Source organism: Methylobacterium sp. D53M, assembly GCF_053345625.1.
Window position 1 is genome coordinate 41,188 of the sequence record NZ_JBKFAL010000013.1, and the last position, 13,123, is coordinate 54,310.

Genomic DNA, 13,123 nt, shown 5'->3' on the forward strand with positions numbered 1-13,123 from the left:
TCGGGCCGGGAACAGGGATGGCAAAGCGGTGACGACGTTCTCTCCCCGCGAGATCGTGTCCGAACTCGATCGGTTCATCGTCGGGCAACACGACGCCAAGCGCGCCGTGGCGATCGCGCTGCGCAATCGCTGGCGCCGCCAGCAGCTGACCGGTCCGCTCCGCGAGGAGGTCGCGCCCAAGAACATCCTGATGATCGGGCCGACCGGCTGCGGCAAGACCGAGATCGCGCGCCGCCTCGCCCGGCTCGCCAACGCGCCGTTCCTCAAGGTCGAGGCCACCAAGTTCACCGAGGTCGGCTACGTCGGCCGCGACGTCGAGCAGATCGTCCGCGACCTCGTCGAGGTGGCGATCGGCCTGACGCGGCAGGTCAAGCGCGAGGGCGTCAAGGCCAAGGCCGAGGCGGCAGCCGAGAACCGGATCCTCGACGCGCTGGTCGGCCCGACGGCGAGCCAGGCCACCCGCGACAGCTTCCGGCGCAAGCTCCGCAACAGCGAGCTCGACGACAAGGAAGTGGAACTGGAGCTGACCTCCGGCGCCCCCGCGGGCATGCCGATGTTCGAGATTCCCGGCGTTCCGGGCGCCTCGATGGGCGCGATCAACATTGGCGACATGCTCGGCAAGGCGCTCGGCGGCCAGCGCGGCAAGCCGCGCCGTGTGCTGGTGCGGGACGCCTACGCGCCGCTGATGGCCGAGGAATCCGACAAGCTCGTCGACGACGAGGCGCTCGTCCGCGAGGCGATCCGCGAGGTCGAGAACAACGGCATCGTCTTCCTCGACGAGATCGACAAGATCTGCGCCCGCGAGGGCCGCTCGTCCGGCGACGTCTCGCGCGAGGGCGTGCAGCGCGACCTGCTGCCGCTGATCGAGGGCACGACCGTCGCGACCAAGCACGGGCCGGTGAAGACCGACCACGTGCTGTTCATCGCCTCGGGCGCCTTCCACGTCTCGAAGCCGGCGGACCTCCTCCCCGAGCTGCAGGGCCGCCTGCCGATCCGGGTGGAATTGCAGCCGCTGACGGTGGACGATTTCAAGCAGATCCTGACCGCCACCGAGGCGAGCCTTCTCAAGCAGACGGTCGCGCTGATGGAGACGGAGGGCGTCACCCTCACCTTCTCCGACGACGCCGTGGACGCCCTCGCGCGGGTCGCCGTGGAGGTGAACTCCTCGGTGGAGAATATCGGCGCACGCCGGCTCCAGACGGTGCTGGAGCGGGTGATCGACGAGATCTCCTTCACCGCCACCGATCGGTCCGGCGAGACGGTGCCGATCGACGCGGCCTACGTGCGCGACCGGGTGCAGGATCTGGCCTCGAACGCGGATCTGAGCCGCTTCATCCTGTAAGGGCCGGTCACGGATCACGCCGGGCCGGCGGACGCCCCGCTGGCCCGGGACGGCGAGCCGTGCGCGCGGATGGCGTGTGCCATGAGGCCGAGCGTGGGCCGCGGCGGCCCCGGCATCTGCTATGCCCGCGCCGGATCCCGGTCCTCAGGAATGTCGCCCCCGTGTCACGCAACAGGTTCGGCCTCGGCGATACGGTGCTGTCCGTGGCGGCGCTGGTCACCGGCATGGTGTCGCTACAGTGCGGCGCGACCTTCGCCAAGAGCCTGTTCCCGGCGCTGGGCGCGGCGGGGACCTCGGCCCTCCGGGTCGGCTTCTCGGCGCTGATCCTGATCGCCGTCTGGCGGCCCTGGCGGCGCAGCCTCCCGGCACGCGAGGCCGGCTGGATCGCCCTCTACGGGACGGCCCTCGGGCTGATGAACCTCCTATTCTACCTCGCGCTGGCACGGCTGCCGCTCGGACCGGCCGTGGCCATCGAATTCGTCGGGCCGCTGGCGGTCGCGCTGATCGCGTCGCGCCGCCGCTCGGATTTCCTGTGGATCGGCGTGGCGGTGGCCGGGCTCGCGTTGCTGCTGCCGATCGCCGGCGCGGACGGCCTCGACCCGGTCGGCGTCGCCCTGGATCTCGGCGCGGCCCTGTGCTGGGCGCTCTACATCCTGTTCGGGCAGCGCGCGGGGCGGATCGACGGCGGCCAGGCCGTGTCCCTGGGCATGCTGACGGCGGCCCTCGTCGTGGCGCCGTTCGGCGTGGCGGAGGCCGGAACGGCCCTGCTCGCGCCCGGACTCCTCATCGCCGGCTTCGCGGTGGCGCTGCTGTCGAGCGCCCTGCCATACTCGCTGGAGATGGTCGCACTGCGCCGCCTGGACCGCAAGAGCTTCGGCGTGCTGATGAGCCTGGAGCCCGCCGTGGCGGCCTGCGCGGGTCTGGTCCTGCTGGGAGAGCGAATCAGCGCCGTCCAATGGCTGGCGATCGCACTGGTGATCGCGGCATCGGTGGGAATCACCGTGAGCGCGCGGCGCGCGGCTCCGCCGGCGGCCGTCCTGGAAGCTTGATCCCGGAGAACTACTTGCCCGCCAGGACGCGCGAAGCGACGTTGATGTATTTGCGGCCGGCTTCCTGCGCGTGCAGCACAGCGTCGCCGAGCTTCTCCTCGTCGCGGACGCTGGCCAGCTTGATCAGCATCGGCAGGTTGATCCCCGCCACGACCTCCACCGATCCGCCGTTCATGCAGGACAGCGCGAGGTTCGACGGCGTGCCCCCGAACATGTCGGTCAGCACCACCACACCGTCCCCGGTATTCACGCGACAGACCGCGGACATGATGTCCCGGCGTCGCAGCTCCATATCGTCCTCCGGCCCGATCGTGATCGTTTCGATCTGATCCTGTGGACCGACCACGTGCTCCAGCGCGGCCTTGAACTCGGTCGCCAGGAGTCCGTGGGTGACGAGCACCATGCCAATCATCGACACGTGTTCCAACGTCCTGTGTGTGCCGCCATGTTGTGCATCGCACAGCCCCCCACAAGGCGATCGCGACTTTTTTGCCCGGACATTGGTGCGATCATGCCACGGCCGCCGCGTGTGCGCCATGGGGGATACCAGTCTTGGGCGAATCGAGGCGCCTGTGCGGCTGCGAAGTCACGGCCGCGGCTTTCGCAGCGCCGCACGAACCAGGAGCGGTGCGAGGCCGGCCGCCCGCGCACCCCGATCGAGGACGAGGCGCGGAACGGCGAGGCCGAGGATGTCGGCGGGTTCCGGCGGCTCGGGCAGGCGCGGTGCCGTCTCCACCAGGTCGACGGCGAGATGCAGCACCGCCTCCGGCCGCACCGCCAGGCCGAGATCGGCCGCCGACAGGATCCCCTGGCCGCGGACCTCGACACGTCCGGCGAGCGCGGGATGGGGACCGGCCGTGATTCGCCCGTCGCGAATCGTGCAGACGACCCGGTCGTCCGCCACGAAGGACCCGTCCGGCGCGGCTGCGAGCAGGAGCGCGAGGCTCGACTTGCCCGCACCCGAGGGACCGCGAATCAGGATCCCGGCCCCGCACAGCGCGACGCAGGCGCCGTGCAGGGTGACCATCAGGCGTGGAGCTGCCGCGGCGCCGCCGGCAGGCGCACGATGAAGCGGGCGCCGCGCACCGTCGGCTCGCCGTCCTCGTCGGGGGCGCCGGGCCGGTTCTCGGCGCGGATCGTGCCGCGATGGGCCTGGACGATCTGGCGGGAGATCGACAGGCCGAGGCCGGAGTTCTGGCCGAAACCCTGCTCCGGCCGGTCGGTGTAGAAGCGCTCGAAGATCCGCTCCAGGGCGTGCTCCGGGATGCCCGGGCCCTCGTCCTCGCAGATCATCTCGACCTCGCCGCGCACGCGGCGCAGCACGACCCGGACCTTCGCGTCGGTCGGCGAGAACGAGCGGGCGTTGTCGAGGAGGTTGTTGACCACCTGCCCGAGCCGGCTGTCGTGGCCGATGATCGTGAACGGCGCGTCCTGCTCCGAGCCCGTCGCCTCGACGTCGAGCTGGATCAGGCAATCCTTCGGGCGCCGGCGCTCGTTGGCGACCGACACAACGGTGGTGAGCAGCCGCCGGAGATCGACGCGCCGGGCCTCGGCGCGGGCGAGCTCCGCGTCGAGGCGCGAGGCGTCGGCGATGTCGCTGATCAGACGGTCGAGGCGCTTCACGTCGTGCTGGATGATCGCCATCAGCCGGCCACGAGACTCGTCGGTCTTGGCGAGCGGCAGTGTCTCCACCGCGCTGCGGAGCGAGGTCAGCGGGTTCTTCAACTCGTGGCTGACATCCGCCGCAAAACTCTCGATCGCGTCGATCCGCCGGTAGAGGGCCTGGGTCATGTCGCGCAGGGCGCCCGACAGGTGGCCGATCTCGTCCGTGCGTTCGGTGAAGTCCGGGATCTCCTCGCGGGTCTTGATACCCATGCGGACCTTCTCGGCGGCCTCCGCGAGGCGGCGGACCGGTCCCGCGATCGCCCCCGCCAGCAGGAACGAGAGCACCACCATCACCGCCGAGGCGACGAGGAAGACCTGCAGCAGACCGAACCGCTCCGAAGCGATGACCCGGTCGATGGCGTCGCCCTGAGTCGAGATCAGGAGGGCGCCGCGGACCGAGCCCGCCCGGTGGATCGGCACCGCCACCGAGACGGTGGTCTCACCGAGCTTGTTCCGGCGCACGAGGCTGCCGCGATTGCCGCCGAGCGCCGCCTGGACCTCCCGGAGCGAGTGCCCGTTCACCGGCCCCGTCTCCTCGGTGGTCTCGGACCGGCTGCGGAACAGGCCGCCGAGCTTGGACTGGACCGCCTCGAAGGCGGATTCGAGGATGCCGGGCTTGTGGGGCTTCGGCTCGAGCGGGTCCGGCCGGCTGGCATCGCCGCGCTTGAACAAGGTGCGGGTGTCGAACAGGAGGCCGCCCTCCTGGTCGTAGACCCGGGCGCGGTTGCCCGTCGGCGTCACGAGGCGCGACAGCAGCGGCGCCACCTTCTCGGGGTTCAGCGAGAAGGCGAGCGGCTGCGATTCCTCCTCCGCCGCCTCGCCGGCCTGCTGCTGGAGCAGCTTGTCGGGATCGATGCGGATCGTGTCGGTGTCCACCGAGGCCGAGGCGGCGATCGCCCCCGCGATGATCTCGCCCTGGATGGCGAGGCTCTGGATCCGGGCCTGGATCAGGCCCTGGCGGAACTGGTTGAGGTAGAGGAACCCGACGAGGAGCGCGATCAGCCCGACGAGGTTGAGGACGACGATGCGGCGCGTCAGGCTCGACGAGGCGCGCTGGCCGACCGCCTCCCACACGGCGCGGGGCCAGCCGAGCGGTCGGGACAGGGTCTGGGCCAGGGAGGCGCGGGGCGGGGCATCCTCGGTCTGGGTCTGGGTACGTGCGGCCACGGGGCTGATCCTGGAGATCACGCCTCCTTGAAGCGGTAGCCGACGCCGTAGAGCGTCTCGATCATGTCGAAGCTCTGGTCGGTGACCTTGAACTTCTTCCGCAACCGCTTGATGTGGCTGTCGATGGTCCGGTCATCGACGTAGACTTGGTCGTCGTAGGCCGCGTCCATGAGCGCGTTGCGGCTCTTCACGACGCCGGGGCGCTGGGCGAGCGCCTGGAGAATCAGGAACTCCGTGACCGTCAGCGTCACCGGCTCGCCCTTCCACGTGCAGGTGTGCCGCTCGGGATCCATCATCAGCGCGCCGCGCTCGAGCGACCGGGCCGCGACCTCGGCCTCGCCGCGCGGCGTGCTGCCGGGGGCCTCCTTGGCGAAGCGCCGGAGCACCGCCTTCACCCGCTCCACCAGCAGGCGCTGCGAGAACGGCTTATGGATGAAGTCGTCCGCGCCCATCTTGAGGCCGAACAGCTCGTCGATCTCCTCGTCCTTCGACGTCAGAAAGATCACGGGAAGGTCAGATTTCTGCCGCAGGCGTCGGAGAAGCTCCATCCCGTCCATGCGCGGCATCTTGATGTCGAAGATCGCGAGATCGGGCGGGGAGTGGCGCAGACCGTCCAGCGCGGAGGCCCCGTCCGTGTAGGTCTGGATGCGGTAACCTTCGGTCTCCAGCGCGATCGACACAGAGGTGAGGATGTTCCGGTCGTCGTCGACGAGGGCGATGGTCGGCATGCGCGGTCCCTGACTGAACGGGCTCAGGCGCGGTCCCGGCTCTTCGCACAGGCCGCGCCACGTCCCGGCCCCGAGGGGGCAGACAAAAACGCGAACCGGGCAGTTTGGGCGCAGCCCGGCACACGCAAAGGGATAGGTGCTTTAGTACGGCCGATCGGAAAAAGCGAGCGGCGGTCATAGCTTGGCCGTAACACGGGAGCGCGCCGGTCCTTCCGCGGCCCATCTGACGCGGTCGCGGTGCCTCGCGCCGCCGACGCTGCGCCGCTAACGTGGCGGCGGAACCGGGCGGCTGTCCGGAGGGGAGGAATCGCGCATGGGCGAGACGATCGACACGGGTCCCGGCGCGGGCGGACCGGCCCGTCCGCTGCCGGCCGAGGCGGCGCCGTTCGACGCGATCGGCCTGGCGCGCACGCTCCTGCGCAGCGTCCGGTCCGGGGCGCTCGCGACCCTGGAGCCGGACGGCACGCCCTTCGCCTCCCTCGTCACCATCGCCACCGACGCGGACGGCACGCCGCTGATGCTGCTGTCGCAGCTGTCGGCCCACACCCGCAACCTGCTGGCCGACCCGCGCTGCTCGCTGCTGTTCTCGCAGGGTGGCAAGGGTGACCCGCTCGCCCATCCCCGCCTGACCGTGGTCGGACGCGCTCTGCAGACCGCCGAGGCGCGGGCCCGGGAGCGGTTCCTGGCCCGGCACCCGAAGGCCAAGCTCTACGCCGATTTCCCGGATTTCGGATTCTTCGCCCTGGCGCCGGAGGCCGGCCACCTCAATGGCGGCTTCGCCAAGGCCGCGACCCTGACCCGCGACCAGCTCCTCCTCGACCTCTCGGACGCGCAGGCGATCGTGGCGGGCGAGCGCGGCGCCGTCGAGCACATGAACGCCGACCACGCCGACGCCCTGGCGCTCTACGCCGCCGGCGCCGGCGGCGCGGCCGACCTGCCCTGGCGACTCACCGGCCTCGACCCCGAGGGCATGGACCTGATGGCGGCCGACCGCACGGTGCGCGTCCCCTACCCGGAGCGCGTCACCGACATGGGTGCGCTGCGCAAAAGCCTCGTTGCCATGGCCGCGCGGGCGCGCGCGACCGGTGCGGACGCGTAAACGCGCAAGGACTTGGCGATCAGGCATGGCGAAAGATCGCTGACCGCCCCATATCGGCCCCATGAGCGATACCCAGACAGATACCTACCCCTTCAGCCTCGACGTGGAGCCGGTCGGCGAGAGCGGCTCCCTGTTCCAGTGGAGCATCCGCAAGCACGGCAAGCTGCACCAGCGCTCGGACCGGAAGCATCCGACCGAGGCCAAGGCGCGCTCCCACGGCGAGGCCGAGATCGAGCGACTGATCCGCGACCGCGGTCGCTGAGCCGGATCGCTCCTCGGCGCCAGACACGATCGTGACCCGGGGGCCGGCTCGTTCCGGCCCCCGTTCGCTTGCGTGCGATCATCGACCGGGCCCGCCCCCCCCGGGCGCTCAGGCCGCGCTTGGCGCCTTCCCGCCGCGCTGCTATCTCGCGCGGGAGCCGCTCCATCCGAACACGTCCCGACGTCAGACGGTGCGCGCCGGCGCGCGCCCGAACGGAATGCCGATGACAGCCCCGATCGACACCATCCGCAACTTCTCGATCGTCGCGCATATCGACCACGGCAAATCGACCTTGGCCGACCGGCTGATCCAGGCCACCGGCACGGTCGCGCTCCGCGACATGAGCGAGCAGATGCTCGACTCGATGGACATCGAGAAGGAGCGCGGCATCACCATCAAGGCGCAGACCGTGCGCCTGGAGTACAAGGCCCAGGACGGCAAGGACTACGTCTTGAACCTGATGGACACGCCCGGCCACGTGGACTTCGCCTACGAGGTCTCGCGCTCGCTCGCCGCCTGCGAGGGCTCGCTCCTGGTGGTCGACGCCTCGCAGGGCGTCGAGGCGCAGACGCTCGCCAACGTCTACCAGGCGCTCGACGCCAACCACGAGATCGTCCCGGTCCTCAACAAGGTCGACCTGCCAGCCGCCGAGCCGGACCGGGTCAAGGAGCAGATCGAGGAGGTGATCGGCCTCGACGCCTCCGACGCCGTGCCGATCTCGGCCAAGACCGGCCTCAACATCGAGGCTGTGCTCGAGGCGATCGTCACCCGCCTGCCGCCGCCGAAGGGCAGGAGCGACGCGCCCTTGAAGGCGCTGCTCGTGGACAGCTGGTACGACGCCTATCTCGGCGTCGTCGTGCTGGTGCGGATCATCGACGGCACCCTTAAGAAGGGCATGACCATCCGCATGATGGGCGCCGACGCCGTCTATGGCGTCGACCGGATCGGTGTGTTCCGGCCGAAGATGGCCGACATCGACGCGCTGGGACCGGGCGAGGTCGGCTTCTTCACCGGCTCGATCAAGGAGGTGGCCGACACCCGCGTCGGCGACACGATCACCGAGGACAAGCGCCAGACCACCGAGATGCTGCCGGGCTTCAAGGAGGTCCAGGCGGTGGTGTTCTGCGGCCTGTTCCCGGTGGACGCGGCCGAGTTCGAGAACCTGCGCTCCGCCATGGGCAAGCTCCGGCTCAACGACGCCTCGTTCTCCTACGAGATGGAGACGTCGGCGGCGCTGGGCTTCGGGTTCCGCTGCGGCTTCCTCGGGCTCCTGCACTTGGAGATCATCCAGGAGCGGCTGGAGCGCGAGTTCAACCTCGACCTGATCTCCACGGCGCCCTCGGTGGTCTACCACCTGAAGATGCGCGACGGTGAGACCAAGGAGCTCCACAACCCGGCCGACATGCCGGACATCATGAAGATCGAGACGATCGAGGAGCCGTGGATCCGCGCCACGATCCTGACGCCCGACGAGTATCTCGGCGGCGTGCTCAAGCTCTGCCAGGACCGCCGCGGCGTGCAGATCGACCTCAACTACGTCGGCAAGCGCGCCATGGTGGTCTACGACCTGCCGCTGAACGAGGTCGTCTTCGACTTCTACGACCGGCTGAAGTCGATCTCGAAGGGCTACGCCTCGTTCGACTACCACGTGTCGGATTACCGCGAGGGCGACCTCGTGAAGATGTCGATCCTGGTGAATGCCGAGCCGGTGGACGCCCTCTCGATGCTGGTCCACCGCACCCGCGCGGAGTCGCGCGGCCGGGCCATGTGCGAGAAGCTGAAGGACCTGATCCCCCGCCATCTGTTCCAGATCCCCGTCCAGGCGGCGATCGGCGGCAAGATCATCGCCCGCGAGACCATCCGGGCGCTGTCGAAGGACGTCACCGCCAAGTGCTACGGCGGCGACATCTCGCGCAAGCGCAAGCTTCTCGACAAGCAAAAGGAAGGCAAGAAGAAGATGCGCCAGTTCGGGCGCGTCGAGATCCCCCAGGAGGCGTTCATCGCCGCCCTGAAGATGGACGATTGATCCTCCGCGTCATTGCGAGCGGAGCGAAGCAAACCAGGTGCGCGACGCTCGTCAATAGCCCGCCGCCCTGGATTGCTTCGCTCCGCTCGCAATGACGGTGGTGCCGCTTACCCCGGCGGCAGCACGTCGATCTGGATGCCCGCGTAGTACGCCGCCAGATTGGCGATGTCGGCGTCCGACAGTTCCTTAGCCACGACGTTCATGATCTCGTTCTGCCGCTTGCCGTCGCGGTACTCGGTGAGCGCCTTCACGAGGTAGGGCTCGACCTGCCCGGCGAGGTTCGGCGCCTCCGGCAGCTTCGAGAGCCCGTCCATGCCGTGGCAGGTCTGGCAAGCGGTCGCGCGCTTCTTGCCTGCGGCCGCGTCGCCGGCCTGCGCCGAGAGCGGGACGAGGGTGGCGGCGAGGACGAGAAGCGGGCGGATCATCGGGCGGGCTCGAACTCTGAGATCAGTGAAGACTTGTCCGCTCGCGTCGGAAGGGGACGCGCGCGCCCTCTCCCGAACGTCAGAGAGGGCGCGTTGCGGCTTTCCGCGACCTGGCGCCTCACGAGCGGAGAGGCGCCAGGTCACAAGAGACTACTTCTCGTAGGAGATCCGGTAGATCGCCCCGGCGGAATCGTCCGAGACCAGGAGCGAGCCGTCGAGCATCACCGCGACGTCCACCGGGCGGCCGAGATACTCGCCGTCGCCGGTGAGCCACCCTTCCGCGAACGGCTTGACCGACTCGACCTTCCCGTCGGCCCCGAGCTTGGCGAACATCACCCGGGCGCCCACCGGCTCGGTGCGGTTCCACGAGCCGTGCTCGGCGATGAAGATCCCGCCCTTGTAGGCGGCCGGGAACTGCTTGCCGTTGTAGAAGGTCATGCCGAGATCGGCCGCGTGCGGCGGCAGCTCGGCCTGCGGGGCGACGGCGTCGGCCGGCGGGGTCTGGTCCTTGTACTCGACCGTCCGGACCGAGCCGCCGCCGAACCACGGGAAGCCGAAATTCTCGCCCGCCTTGGTGGAGCGGTTCAGTTCGCCCGGCGGCTTGTCGTCGCCCATGCCGTCGACCTGATTGTCGGTGAACCAGAGCGACTTGTCGGTATTGAAGTCCATCCCGACGGAGTTGCGGATGCCGGTCGCGTAGACCTCGCGGTTCTTGCCGTCGGCGTCGATGCGGATGATGCCGCCGATGCCGGTCTTCTTGTAGAGGTCCGCCTTCTCGGCGGGCGGCACGTTGTAGGGCTGGCCGAGCGCGATGTAGGTCTTGCCGTCCGGCCCGACCCGGCAGACCCGGGCGGTGTGGTTGAAGCTCTCCTCGGAGGCCGGGATAAGCTGTCCCTGCTTGACCAGCACGCCGGCGGCGACGTCCGGGTTCTCGTAGAAGAACTCGGCGGCCGGGAAGGCAAGGACGCGGTTCTGCTCGACCACGGTGAGCACGCCGTCCTTCGAGAAGCAGACGCCGTTCGGGATCTTGAACGTGATGCCTGGCGCGAAGGGGCGGACCTCGTCGGCGACCCGGTCCTTGTCGCGGTCGGTGACCGTGTAGATCTTGCTCTTGCGCGTGCCGACGAACAGCACCCCGGCATTGGGACCGACCGCGATTGCGCGGGCGTCCGGCACCACCGCGTACAGGTCGATCTTGAAGCCGTCCGGCAGCTTGACCTTCGACAGGTTCTTGCGGATCGCGTCGGCGCGACGGCCGGTCTGCGGGATCTCGGCGGCGGCCTGGGTGTCCGTGCTGTGGAAGCCCTCGAGCTTCTCGAGGTCGTCGGTCTTGGCCTTGGTCTCGGCAGGGGCCGCACCCTGCGCCAGGGCGGGGAGCACCGCCGCCGGCATGGCCACGCCCGCGAAGAGCGCGGCGAGAAGTAGAGATCGCATCGATAGAATCCTCCCGGCGGCCCTTGGACCAGGGCATTACCGGGAAGGAACGATAGGGGCGCCGCAGAGACCGGCAAGCCGCGCCGGTGACGCGGCTCGAGCCGTGTCGCCGACCGCGGGGTTTCCGATCGTTACCTCAGTGGGGTCGCACACTCCGCCATCGCGAGCGAAGCGACCCATGGCAGCGCGACTCTGAGGCGCTCAGCGCCGCCCTGGATTGCTTCGCCTCGCTCGCAAAGACGGGAGGCCGACCGGAACTGGCCTCAGGCGACCTTGCGCGGGACGAGGCGCTCGCTGCCCAGGGCGACGTCGGCCCCCGACACCCCGGACTCGGTGTACTCGGCGTCCTCGTTCACCCGCCAGACGTCGTGCCGGCGCCGGCCACAGAGGATGTTCTCCACGGTCAGCATCGCGGTCATCATCGCGTGGTCCTGATTGTTGTACTTGTGCATGCCGTTGCGGCCCACGAGGTGCAGGCTCGGGAAATCCCGCTCCAGCTCCCGCCGCACGGTGACGACGTGGCCGGCATACTCCTCGTCATAGACCGGGTATGCCTTCGGCTGGCGGACCACGCAGGCATCGACGACGTCGGCCGGGTCGATCAGGCCGATCTGACCGATCTCGCGCTTGGCGAGCTCAACCAGCTCCGAATCGTCGGCGTTCCAGAGGCCGTCGCCCTCGAAGCAGAAATACTCCAGGCCCAGGCAGGTGTGGTCCGCGTCCGGCACCATCTCGGGCGACCAGGAGCGGAAATTCTGCACCCGGCCGACCTTCACCGACGGGTCGTGGATGTAGATCCAGTTGTCCGGGAAGTTCTTGTCCGACTTGGCGATGAGCGCCACCGTCAGGAAGTCGCGGTACTTCAGCGCCCGGGCGTTGAAGGTGCTGAGCGGCCGCGGGCGGATGGCGTCGACGAGCTCGCGGACCGGCGCGGACGAGACGACGTTGCGGGCCGTGAAGGTCTCGCGGCTGCCGTCCGAGCGGCGGGCCGCCACCGTCCAGATGCCGGTGCCGGCATCGTAGCTGAGGGAGTCGACGCCGCGGTCGAGCTTCAGCTGCCCGCCCTGGGCGCGGATCTTGGCGGCTGCCGCCTCCCACATCATGCCGGGGCCGCGGCGGGGATAGCGGAACGACTCGATCAGAGTCTTGATGATGGGGCCGCCGGCCTTCGGCGCCTTGCGCAGGCCCAGCGACCGCTTGATGCCGTCGCGGATCGCCGCGCCGAGGTCGAGCCCCTTGATGCGCTGCGCCGCCCAGTCGGCCGAGATCGCGTCGCACGACATGCCCCACACCTTCTCGGTGTAGGTCTTGAAGAAGATCGAGAACAGGCGCTCGCCGAACTGGTTGCGGACCCAGGCGTGGAAGGTCTTGGGCTCCGCCACCGGCCGCAGGCGGGCGTAGAGGTAAGAGGCGACGCAGGCCGCGCTGGTGAGGATCCCGAGGTTGCGCAGAGCCTCGAAGGCCTTCAGCGGGTAGGCGTAGTAGCGCCCGCGATAGTAGATCCGCGACAGGCGCGGGCGCTCGATGAAGTCGTCGGGCAGGATCTCGTCCCAGAGATCGACCACGGCCCGGGACTTCGAGAAGAACCGGTGGCCGCCGATGTCGAACAGGTAGCCGTTGTGCGAGACGGTGCGCGAGATCCCGCCGACCTGCGCCGGATCCCGCTCCAGGACGGTGACGGAGCGGCCCTTCTTCGACAGCAGGTAGGCGGCAGTCAGACCCGCAGGCCCGGCGCCGATCACCAGCGTCTCGGTGTGGTGGCTCATCCCATGCTCCGGCGATTGGTGCGGCGCGCGACGCGCAGGACGCCGACCGGTCGCCAGGATGCCCGGTCGTGGTTAAGGAATCGCTGGCGCCGCGGGGCCGGATCGACGGCCGGGCCGCGCATCCGGTGCCCTTTGACCGCGCGTTAAGCGGAACCGCGCG

At 69.5% G+C, this 13,123-nt stretch carries 12 protein-coding genes; 5 read left to right on the forward strand and 7 right to left on the reverse strand.

Annotation, left to right across the window (positions count from 1 at the left end; genetic code table 11):
* Positions 1–28 precede the first annotated feature (28 nt).
* Positions 29–1,342 carry an ATP-dependent protease ATPase subunit HslU gene (gene hslU, locus ACLBYG_RS18315; RefSeq protein WP_056528150.1) on the forward strand — a complete coding sequence of 438 codons (1,314 nt, stop codon included), beginning with the start codon at positions 29–31 and terminating at the stop codon, positions 1,340–1,342.
* Positions 1,343–1,503: 161 nt separating this feature from the next.
* Positions 1,504–2,391: an EamA family transporter gene (locus ACLBYG_RS18320; RefSeq protein ID WP_447682346.1), complete on the forward strand. Its 888-nt coding sequence runs from the start codon at positions 1,504–1,506 to the stop codon at positions 2,389–2,391.
* A gap of 10 nt (positions 2,392–2,401) precedes the next feature.
* On the opposite strand, the gene ACLBYG_RS18325 is transcribed toward ACLBYG_RS18320, so the two are convergent.
* The 4 genes from ACLBYG_RS18325 to ACLBYG_RS18340 all read right to left on the reverse strand — a co-directional run bounded on the left by ACLBYG_RS18325 (position 2,402) and on the right by ACLBYG_RS18340 (position 5,951).
* The gene (locus ACLBYG_RS18325; protein ID WP_010682249.1) at positions 2,402–2,803 is read right to left on the reverse strand and encodes a PTS sugar transporter subunit IIA; all 402 of its coding nucleotides are present in this window, start codon (positions 2,801–2,803) and stop codon (positions 2,402–2,404) included.
* Between the two features lie 174 nt (positions 2,804–2,977).
* Positions 2,978–3,418, reverse strand: coding sequence for an HPr kinase/phosphorylase (locus ACLBYG_RS18330; RefSeq protein ID WP_447682347.1), 441 nt, complete (start codon positions 3,416–3,418; stop codon positions 2,978–2,980).
* Positions 3,418–5,172, reverse strand: coding sequence for a stimulus-sensing domain-containing protein (locus ACLBYG_RS18335; protein WP_419149864.1), 1,755 nt, complete (start codon positions 5,170–5,172; stop codon positions 3,418–3,420). The genes ACLBYG_RS18330 and ACLBYG_RS18335 overlap by 1 nt, the downstream gene beginning before the upstream one ends.
* 68 nt (positions 5,173–5,240) lie before the next feature.
* Positions 5,241–5,951, reverse strand: coding sequence for a response regulator transcription factor (locus ACLBYG_RS18340; RefSeq protein ID WP_020094607.1), 711 nt, complete (start codon positions 5,949–5,951; stop codon positions 5,241–5,243).
* 313 nt (positions 5,952–6,264) lie between these two features.
* On the opposite strand from ACLBYG_RS18340, the gene ACLBYG_RS18345 reads away from it, so the two are divergent.
* The 3 genes from ACLBYG_RS18345 (at position 6,265) to lepA (ending at position 9,338) form a co-directional block, all read left to right on the forward strand.
* Complete coding sequence (locus ACLBYG_RS18345) at positions 6,265–7,050, forward strand: HugZ family pyridoxamine 5'-phosphate oxidase (protein ID WP_447682348.1); 786 nt, start codon at positions 6,265–6,267, stop codon at positions 7,048–7,050.
* A 61-nt stretch (positions 7,051–7,111) separates the two neighbouring features.
* Entirely contained in the window at positions 7,112–7,312 is a 201-nt protein-coding gene (locus ACLBYG_RS18350) for a hypothetical protein (protein ID WP_010682254.1), read from the forward strand.
* Positions 7,313–7,535: 223 nt separating this feature from the next.
* Positions 7,536–9,338 (forward strand): translation elongation factor 4, encoded by a 1,803-nt coding sequence (gene lepA / locus ACLBYG_RS18355; protein ID WP_042669970.1) that lies wholly within the window; start codon positions 7,536–7,538, stop codon positions 9,336–9,338.
* A gap of 107 nt (positions 9,339–9,445) precedes the next feature.
* Here the strand turns inward: lepA and ACLBYG_RS18360 are convergent, their stop codons facing one another.
* The 3 genes from ACLBYG_RS18360 to ACLBYG_RS18370 form a co-directional block, all read right to left on the reverse strand.
* Positions 9,446–9,763: a c-type cytochrome gene (locus ACLBYG_RS18360; RefSeq protein ID WP_091680759.1), complete on the reverse strand. Its 318-nt coding sequence runs from the start codon at positions 9,761–9,763 to the stop codon at positions 9,446–9,448.
* Between the two features lie 150 nt (positions 9,764–9,913).
* On the reverse strand, positions 9,914–11,197 hold the full coding sequence (locus ACLBYG_RS18365) for a PQQ-dependent sugar dehydrogenase (RefSeq protein ID WP_132366472.1): 1,284 nt from the start codon (positions 11,195–11,197) through the stop codon (positions 9,914–9,916).
* A gap of 263 nt (positions 11,198–11,460) precedes the next feature.
* Positions 11,461–12,963 (reverse strand): NAD(P)/FAD-dependent oxidoreductase, encoded by a 1,503-nt coding sequence (locus ACLBYG_RS18370; protein WP_447682349.1) that lies wholly within the window; start codon positions 12,961–12,963, stop codon positions 11,461–11,463.
* Between the last annotated feature and the right edge of the window lie 160 nt (positions 12,964–13,123).

Excerpts from the sequence above, each read along its gene's own strand:
- ACLBYG_RS18370 (WP_447682349.1), bottom strand. The coding sequence starts at position 12,963 with ATGAGCCACCACACCGAGACGCTGGTGATCGGCGCCGGGCCTGCGGGT.
- ACLBYG_RS18330 (WP_447682347.1), bottom strand. The coding sequence starts at position 3,418 with ATGGTCACCCTGCACGGCGCCTGCGTCGCGCTGTGCGGGGCCGGGATC.
- lepA (WP_042669970.1), top strand. The coding sequence starts at position 7,536 with ATGACAGCCCCGATCGACACCATCCGCAACTTCTCGATCGTCGCGCAT.
- ACLBYG_RS18360 (WP_091680759.1), bottom strand. The coding sequence starts at position 9,763 with ATGATCCGCCCGCTTCTCGTCCTCGCCGCCACCCTCGTCCCGCTCTCG.
- ACLBYG_RS18325 (WP_010682249.1), bottom strand. The coding sequence starts at position 2,803 with ATGATTGGCATGGTGCTCGTCACCCACGGACTCCTGGCGACCGAGTTC.
- ACLBYG_RS18350 (WP_010682254.1), top strand. The coding sequence starts at position 7,112 with ATGAGCGATACCCAGACAGATACCTACCCCTTCAGCCTCGACGTGGAG.
- ACLBYG_RS18340 (WP_020094607.1), bottom strand. The coding sequence starts at position 5,951 with ATGCCGACCATCGCCCTCGTCGACGACGACCGGAACATCCTCACCTCT.
- ACLBYG_RS18345 (WP_447682348.1), top strand. The coding sequence starts at position 6,265 with ATGGGCGAGACGATCGACACGGGTCCCGGCGCGGGCGGACCGGCCCGT.
- ACLBYG_RS18365 (WP_132366472.1), bottom strand. The coding sequence starts at position 11,197 with ATGCGATCTCTACTTCTCGCCGCGCTCTTCGCGGGCGTGGCCATGCCG.